Annotated in this window: 8 protein-coding genes; 4 read left to right on the top strand and 4 right to left on the bottom strand. The window is 68.1% G+C overall.

Annotated features, from left to right (window positions below; translation table 11 throughout):
• Nucleotides 1-221 (bottom strand): LysR family transcriptional regulator (locus G3N97_RS34410; RefSeq protein WP_205997328.1); only part of this gene is annotated, 221 nt, incomplete at its 3' end.
• 114 nt (nt 222-335) lie between these two features.
• Between G3N97_RS34410 and G3N97_RS34415 the strand changes: the two genes are divergently transcribed.
• Both G3N97_RS34415 and G3N97_RS34420 read left to right on the top strand, forming a co-directional pair.
• Nucleotides 336-749, top strand: coding sequence for a VOC family protein (locus G3N97_RS34415; protein ID WP_205997329.1), 414 nt, complete (start codon nt 336-338; stop codon nt 747-749).
• Complete coding sequence (locus G3N97_RS34420; protein WP_205997330.1) at nt 746-1,690, top strand: glyoxylate/hydroxypyruvate reductase A; 945 nt, start codon at nt 746-748, stop codon at nt 1,688-1,690. Before G3N97_RS34415 ends, G3N97_RS34420 begins: the two co-directional genes overlap by 4 nt.
• A gap of 88 nt (nt 1,691-1,778) precedes the next feature.
• Here G3N97_RS34420 and G3N97_RS34425 read toward each other — a convergent pair whose 3' ends face one another.
• The 3 genes from G3N97_RS34425 to G3N97_RS34435 form a co-directional block, all read right to left on the bottom strand.
• Nucleotides 1,779-3,038, bottom strand: coding sequence for an ATP-binding protein (locus G3N97_RS34425; protein ID WP_205997331.1), 1,260 nt, complete (start codon nt 3,036-3,038; stop codon nt 1,779-1,781).
• Nucleotides 3,039-3,328: 290 nt separating this feature from the next.
• Nucleotides 3,329-4,270, bottom strand: coding sequence for a 3-hydroxyacyl-CoA dehydrogenase family protein (locus G3N97_RS34430; RefSeq protein ID WP_205997332.1), 942 nt, complete (start codon nt 4,268-4,270; stop codon nt 3,329-3,331).
• Between the two features lie 147 nt (nt 4,271-4,417).
• Entirely contained in the window at nt 4,418-4,975 is a 558-nt protein-coding gene (locus tag G3N97_RS34435) for a lipocalin family protein (RefSeq protein ID WP_205997333.1), read from the bottom strand.
• Nucleotides 4,976-5,294: 319 nt separating this feature from the next.
• Between G3N97_RS34435 and G3N97_RS34440 the strand changes: the two genes are divergently transcribed.
• Nucleotides 5,295-6,377 carry a ligase-associated DNA damage response exonuclease gene (locus G3N97_RS34440; protein ID WP_205997334.1) on the top strand — a complete coding sequence of 361 codons (1,083 nt, stop codon included), beginning with the start codon at nt 5,295-5,297 and terminating at the stop codon, nt 6,375-6,377.
• A partial coding sequence (locus G3N97_RS34445; RefSeq protein WP_205997335.1) for an ATP-dependent DNA ligase occupies nt 6,374-7,461 on the top strand: 1,088 nt, incomplete at its 3' end. The genes G3N97_RS34440 and G3N97_RS34445, both read left to right, overlap by 4 nt.

The following is a 7,461-nucleotide window of genomic DNA, read 5'->3' on the forward strand; positions in this document are numbered from 1 at the left end:
TCGCGCACCAGCCGGCGCGCGCGCGGCAGCAGCGCGAGACACGCGGGCGTGGGCTGGGCCGTGTGTCCGCGCCGCGACAGCAGCGCAAAACCGAGTTCGCGTTCGAGCGCCTGCACGCGCTGGCCCATGGCCGCAGCCGTGACATGCTCGGTGCGCGCGGCATCGGCGATCGAACCGCAATCGACGATGGCGATCAGGCTCTTGAGATAGCGCGTCTCCAAAAGTTTTCCTTTCGATGCATAAAAAAATCCATGCTATCTCTTTTGAAGTCGCGCTGCTACGCTGGGCTTCATTCTTCCCCCCGATTACTCGAACACCGGAACACTGGAACGCTCATGCACACCGCTTTTCACCTCGCTTATCACGTTCGCGATCTCGACGCCTCGCGCGCTTTCTACGGCGATCTGCTCGGCTGCCGCGAAGGCCGCAGCACGGAAACGTGGGTCGATTTCGACTTCTTCGGCCATCAGATCTCGCTGCATCTGGGCGAGCCGTTTCCGGTGACGAACACGGGGCGCGTCGGCGATCGCTGGGTGCCGATGCCGCATCTGGGCCTCGTCATGGACATGCCCGACTGGCGCGCGCTCGCCGACCGCCTGAGCGCCAGCGGACTCGAATTCGTGATCGAGCCGACGATGCGTTTCGAAGGCCAGCCCGGTGAGCAGGCCACCATGTTCTTTCTCGATCCGTGCGGCAATCCCATCGAGGTGAAGGGCTTCGCGAATCTCGGCAAGGTGTACGCAAAATGAGGCGCGTGCTGCCGTTCATCGCCAATCCCGACTACGCGTTCACGGCGCAATGGCTCGCCGCGTTGCAGGCGGCGATGCCGCAGGAAACGCTCGTCGCGCTCGACGACATGAGCGAGGCCGAGCGCGCGGACTGCACGGTGGCGATCGTCGCGAATCCGCGTCCCGAGGATCTGCGGCGGCTGCCGAATCTGCGCTGGGTGTATAGCGTGTGGGCGGGCGTCGAGCGCCTCGTCGCCGATCTCGCCGACATGAAGCTGCAGATCGTGCGCCTCGTCGATCCGCAACTCGCGGACACGATGGCCGAAGCCGTGCTCGCGTGGACCTTTTATCTGCATCGCGACATGCCGCGCTACGCGGCGCAGCAGGCGGCGCGCGACTGGCGCGCGCAGGATTACGTGCGCGCGCAGGACAAGACCGTGTCGCTGCTCGGGCTGGGCGCGCTCGGCGAGGCGGCGGCGCGGCGTCTGATCGCGGCCGGTTTCAAGGTGCGTGGATGGAGTCGCACGCGCAAGGCGATCGACGGCGTGCAGTGTCATGCGGGCGCGGACGAACTCGGCGCGATGCTCGCGCAGACCGATATTCTCGTCTGCCTGCTGCCGCTGACGCCGCAGACGGCGGGCATCGTCGATACGCAGTTGCTGGCGCAATTGCCCGCGCACGCGTCGCTGATCAACTTCGCGCGCGGTGCGATCGTCGACGATACGGCTTTGCGCGCGGCGCTCGAACGCGGGGCGCTCGCGCATGCGGTGCTCGACGTGTTCGCGGTCGAGCCGCTGCCCGCCGATAGCTGGCACTGGGCGCATCCGCGCGTGACGGTGCTGCCGCATATTTCCGCGCCGACCGATCGTACGACGGCGTCGCGCATCGTGGCGGCCAACCTCGCGGCGTATCGCGAAAGCGGGGCGATTCCGCCTTGCGTGGATACGGCGCGCGGGTATTGAACACTGGCGAGCGTCGGTGTAAAGCGCAGCGGGCCGGTCGAAGTGGACGCTTCGATCGGCCCGCTGCGCGTTCGCTGTTCGCTTTCCCTTAAGCGCGCGCTTCCTTTTCCATCGGCACGATCACGCGCACCCACAAACCGCCTTCCGGGTGATCGCCGATCTTGAGCTTCGCGTTGCACAGCCGCGCGAGACGGCGCACGATCGACATGCCCATGCCCCAATGCTTGCCGAGGCCGAGCGTCGAGGCCCGCGCCGCGCGCGCGGCGAGCGACGGCGCGGCGAGCGCGCCTTCGTCGGGCAGACTCGCGCCGACGCCTTGACCGTGATCGCGCACGCTCAAGGTCCACGAACGCGGGCCGCGCGCCGTGCAGATTTCGACGGGCGGCGCGCCGTGCGCAAGCGCGTTGCCGACGAGGTTGTCGACGAGACGCACGAGCGCGGTGCGCGGCAGTTCGAACGCCTCGCCCGCATCGAGATGCAGCACGATGCGCGCGTCGCTGGTGTTCGCGCCGAAGATGAAGCGGTCTCTCAGATACGCTTCCACGCCCACGGGCGCATGATCCGCACCGCCGCCCACTGTATCGACGAACTGGCGCGCGAGGTCCTGAAAGAGATCGATGTCCTCGACCAGCGCGACGCGCAGATTCCAGCGCGCGCCGTTCGTCGCGTAGGCGCGCAGCCGCGCCGCGTGCGATTCGATCTGGCGAAGAAACGCGGGGAAAAACGTCGAACGGTCCTGATCCGCGCCGCTGCGCCGGCACAGCAGATCGCCCAGCGCGCGGGCGAGGCCGTGCAGTTCGCGCAGGCGGCCGTCGAACGAGCACGAGGATGAGGACGCATCGTCCGCCGTGGAAGTCGGACAGCGAACCGCCGCGCGCAAGGCCGCCGTCAATGCGTGCAGATCGTCGCGGATACGGCGCAGCCACCAGGCGCGCAGCGCGAGCAGAAACGCGCACACCGCGAGCGCGAGCACCGCGAAACGCGCGACGAAGCGCGCATCGATCGTGCGCGCGAACGCCTGCATGCAGGAGATGGCCGCCGTGCAATGCGCATCGGCGTCGCTGCCGACCGCGGCGAACGCGGCGTCGGCTTCCCAGACGGCGTCGCGCAGATGCGGTTTCACGCGCGCACCCAGATCGACGATGTGCGGACGGATCGACACGCGCGGCGCAATGCCGTGCGCGCCGTCGCTCGAAGCGGCGAGATCGGCGGCGGGATCGTCCTGCCACGCGGCGGGCGCGCCGGACGTCTGTTCGAAGGACGCGTCGCCGGACATGAACGGCGCGTTCGCGTCGAGCTGGCGCAAGCCCACCTGCACCAGCATCAAGGACGCAATCGATAGCAGCACGATCCGGACAAACAAGGCGGTCACCCCTTTTTTATTGACATCGATCTTCGGGTTGACGCCGTGACGTGCACCCCTGAAGTAGCCGCTTTTTGGGCCATGACCGGTATTGTCCGCGATGCGCGGCGATTTAAATTCAGCGAAAAGCGTGGTGATCGGGCTCTTTTTCGTCGCCGAAGTGCCGTTAATAACGGATGAGGGCGATTCCGATGAGGCAATTGAACGGTGGCGGTAAGGCCGCCGTCAGCCGCGAAGCGGGCCGCGCCGGGTTGGCGCCATGCCCGCGTCGGGCGTTAGCGGCCCGCGATCAGCTTGCGCCGCGCGGCCTTCACGTGGGCGAGACGCGCCTCGTCCCAGTCGTAGAAGCCCGCGCCGCTGCGCACGCCCACGCGTCCGGCGGCCACTTTCTCGCGCAGCAGGTCGATCACGCCTTCGTCCTTCGCGAGTTCGGGCATCAGATGCGAGGAGATATCGACGAAGGTGTCGAGCCCGCCCATGTCCGCGCCCTCGAACGGACCGACGATGCCCCAGCGTCGACCGAGCGACGCCTTCATCACGCGGTCGACGACTTCGGCGCTCGCCGCGCCCGAGCGCACGATGTTGAGCGCCTCGCGCAGTACCGCGAATTGCAGCCGGTTGCCGACGAAGCCCGGAATCGACTTTGCGAGCACGACCGGTTCCATGCCGATCGCGCTCATCAGCGACTCGGTGCGCGCCGTGACGTCCGCGCGCGTGGCGCTGCCGGGCACGACTTCGACGAGCGGGATCATGTGCGGCGGATTCCAGAAATGCGCGATCACGAAACGCTCGGGCGCGGGCAGCGCGCTCGCGAGCAGATCGGGCTCGAAGCCGCTGGTATTGCTCGCGAGGATCGCATCGGGCGCGAGCACCGCGCCGAGCTGCGCGTAGAGCCGATGCTTGAGTTCGAGCACTTCGGGCACGGCTTCGAAGACGAACTGCGCGTGCGCCATGACGTCGAGCGACGCGCTCGTTTCGATGCGGGCGAGGGCGGCGGCGCGCGTGTCAGCGTCGATACGGCCCGCGTCGATCAGTTCGTCGAGCACGGCTTCGGCCTTCGCTGTCACGCCCGCGAGGCGAGCGGCATCGACGTCGTGGACGATGGTGCGCAGACCGTGCAGCGCGCATTGCGTCGCGATGCCCACGCCCATCAAACCCGAGCCGACCACGCCCGCCACGGTTACTGTTGCCTGCTCTGATGCCACTGCCTGGTTCATGCCGATCGCCCTCCGGGCCTGAATGCTGTGAATTGCCTGCGCAATCGCGTTGCTGAATCGATTGCTCAAACGCGTGCCGAATGCGCAAGCGTACAGGATTCGTCGCGTGAAGCCAGGGGGGGCGGGGCTGGATCGCTCGCCGCCGCGTCACTCCGGCGGTTGCTGCGTCACTCTCACGAGCGACCAGTCGTAGCCGAGCGCCTTCACGCGCTCGCGCAGACTGTCGAGCAGCGCGGGCGACGGGTGGGCCGTGCGCGTCAATACCCACAGATAACGGCCCGACGGCTCGCCGACGATCGACCAGTCATACGCGTCGCCGTGATCGAGCACCCAGTAGTCGCCGTAGAACGGACCGAAGAACGAGACCTTGAGCTTGGCGTTCGTCGCGGCATCGACGACCTTGGCCTTGCCGGTCGATTCGTGCTCGGCGCCCGTCACGCCGCCTTTGCGGCCGCGATTGACGACCTTCACGGTGCCGTCGTCGTTGAGCGAATAGTCCGCCGTCACCGCATCCATGTCCTTTTCGAACGAGGCTTCGTAGCGGAACTGCTCGTACCAGCGGCCCATGTATTGCGTCAGATCGACGGAGCGGGCGGGCTCGGGCACGGCGCGATTGCCGACCGGCCCCGGGCGAGGTATGTACGCGCAGGCACCGAGCAATAGCGCTGCGCCAGCGAGTGCGGCGACGAGAATCTTCTTTTGCATCCAGTTGCTCTCCGATGTTGGGGGCGGCTATTCCGCTCGACGTGTACGGGCCGTCACTGAGCGAGGCGCGTCCACGCGACGATGCGTTCAAGCAAAGCTCGGGCCATGCCGCGTGTGACGGCGCGAACGCCCGGTTTCGCGCCGTCACAAGCCGCTTCGGGCGCAATGGCCGCCATCGAACGTTCAAGCCGATGTAATCCTTGGCGAGCGTCGGCTGAAACTTTTAACCGCCGGCGCGCGCGTCTCGGGACCGGTTCTTGCGTCGTGCGAGCGAGGCGAACGTTCGAGCTCGTTCGTCCTCCACAGGGAGCAGGCAGGCGTGATCCATTCCTCCGATCTGATCGTGGCGCGCCCCGAAGGCCTCTATTGCCCGCCCGGCGATTTCCATATCGATCCGTGGCGGCCGGTCGAGCGCGCCATCATCACGCACGCGCACGCGGATCACGCGCGCAGCGGCCACGCGCGCTATCTGGCCGCGCAGGCGGGGCTCGGCGTGCTGCTTTCGCGGCTGCCGGGCATCAGCGTGCAGGGCGTGCGTTACGGCGAAGCGGTCGAGATCAACGGCGTGCGCGTCTCGCTGCATCCGGCGGGACACGTGCTGGGTTCGGCGCAGGTGCGTGTCGAGCACGGCGGCCGCGTGTGGGTCGCGTCCGGCGATTACAAGGTCGAACCCGATCCGACCTGCGCGCCGTTCGAACCGGTGCGCTGCGATACCTTCATCACCGAATCCACGTTCGGCTTGCCGATTTATCGCTGGGAACCGTCCGCCGACATCTTCGCGGGCATCGACGCCTGGTGGCGTCACAACGCCGCGGCGGGCCGCGCGTCGGTGCTGTTCTGCTACGCGTTCGGCAAGGCGCAGCGCGTGCTCGCCAGCGTCGATTGCGGCATCGGCCCGATCTTCTGCCACGGCGCGGTCGAAACGCTGAACCGCGCGTATCGCGAGGCGGGCGTCGCGCTGCCGCCGACGCGGCTCGTCAGCGAGATCGCGGCGCGCGACAAGTCGGCGTTCAGAGAAGCGCTGATCGTTGCGCCGCCCTCGGCGCAAGGCAGCGCGTGGATGCGCCGCTTTGGCGATTACAGCGACGCTTTCGCGTCGGGCTGGATGCGCGTGCGCGGCATGCGGCGGCGGCGCGGCGTCGATCGCGGCATGGTGTTGTCGGATCATGCCGACTGGCCCGGTCTGCAACAGGCGATCGGCGCGACGGGCGCGCAACGCGTGATCGTCACGCATGGGCAGATCGAGCCGATGGTGCGCTGGCTCGCGTCGCAAGGGCTCGACGCAGGCGCGTTCGAGACCGAATACGGCGACGAGGCGATCGAAGCCGGTGCCGCCGATCGAGCCGTCACCGACGCCGACGACGACAGCGTCGCGCCGGACGCCGCGAGCGCGCAGCCATGAGACAGTTCGCGGCCCTCTACACGGCGCTCGACGCCACGACCTCGACGAACGACAAGCTCGACGCGCTGCTCAGCTATTTTTCCGCCGCCGAACCCGAGGACGCCGCCTGGGCCGCGTATTTTCTGGCCGGCGGTAAGCCGCGCCAGGCGGTGCCGACGCGCGTGCTGGTCGAGTGCGCGCGCGAACGGGCGCGGCTGCCCGACTGGCTGTTCGAGGAGTCGTATCAGGCGGTGGGCGATCTCGCCGAAACGGTCGCGCACGTGCTGCCGCCCGCGACGCGCGAAACGGAGCTGGGTCTCGCGCAATGGATCGAGCAACGCGTGCTGCCGTTGCGCGGCAGCGATCCCGCCGATCTGTGCGCGCGCCTGACGCAGTATTGGGACGAACTGAACTGGAGCGAGCGTTTTCTGCTGACCAAGCTGATCGGCGGCGGCTTTCGCGTGGGCGTGTCGCGGCAGCTCGTCGTGCGCGCGCTCGCGCGCGTCGCGGGCGTCGATCACAAGCGCATCGCGCAACGCATGGTCGGCTGGACCGATTCGCGCCAGGCGCCCAGCGCGGCCCGCTATCTGCGTCTGATCGCGCCGGCTGCCGAAGGCGACGATGTCGATACGCCGCACGAGAGCGACGTCGGCTTGCCGTATCCGTTCTTTCTCGCGCATCCGCTCCAGAGCGATCCGGCCACGCTGGGCCCGCTGGCGGGCTGGATCGCCGAATGGAAATGGGATGGCATTCGCGCGCAGATCGTCAAGCGCGCCGGGCGCGTGTGGATCTGGTCGCGCGGCGAGGATCTCGTCACCGAGCGCTTTCCCGAGCTGGCCTCGCTGGGCGAAGCGTTGCCCGACGGCACCGTGATCGACGGCGAAATTCTCGCGTGGGAGCCGGGCGCGCCCGCGCCGCTGCCGTTCGCGCGCCTGCAACCGCGCATCACGCGCAAGACGCTGACCCGCAAAGTGCTCGCCGATTCGCCGGCCGCGCTGCTCGCCTACGATCTGCTGGAGGAGCACGGCCGCGATCTGCGCGGCGAGCCGCTCGACGCGCGCCGCACGCGGCTCGATGCGCTGGCGCGGACGATGTCGGCGACGCT

Origin of the sequence: Paraburkholderia sp. Ac-20347 (assembly GCF_017104805.1) — a bacterium.
Lineage (GTDB): Bacteria > Pseudomonadota > Gammaproteobacteria > Burkholderiales > Burkholderiaceae > Paraburkholderia > Paraburkholderia tropica.

Bases quoted from the DNA above. Each gene is read 5' to 3' on its own strand.
- G3N97_RS34415 (WP_205997329.1), top strand. From the start codon at position 336: ATGCACACCGCTTTTCACCTCGCTTATCACGTTCGCGATCTCGACGCC.
- G3N97_RS34420 (WP_205997330.1), top strand. From the start codon at position 746: ATGAGGCGCGTGCTGCCGTTCATCGCCAATCCCGACTACGCGTTCACG.
- G3N97_RS34430 (WP_205997332.1), bottom strand. From the start codon at position 4,270: ATGAACCAGGCAGTGGCATCAGAGCAGGCAACAGTAACCGTGGCGGGC.
- G3N97_RS34435 (WP_205997333.1), bottom strand. From the start codon at position 4,975: ATGCAAAAGAAGATTCTCGTCGCCGCACTCGCTGGCGCAGCGCTATTG.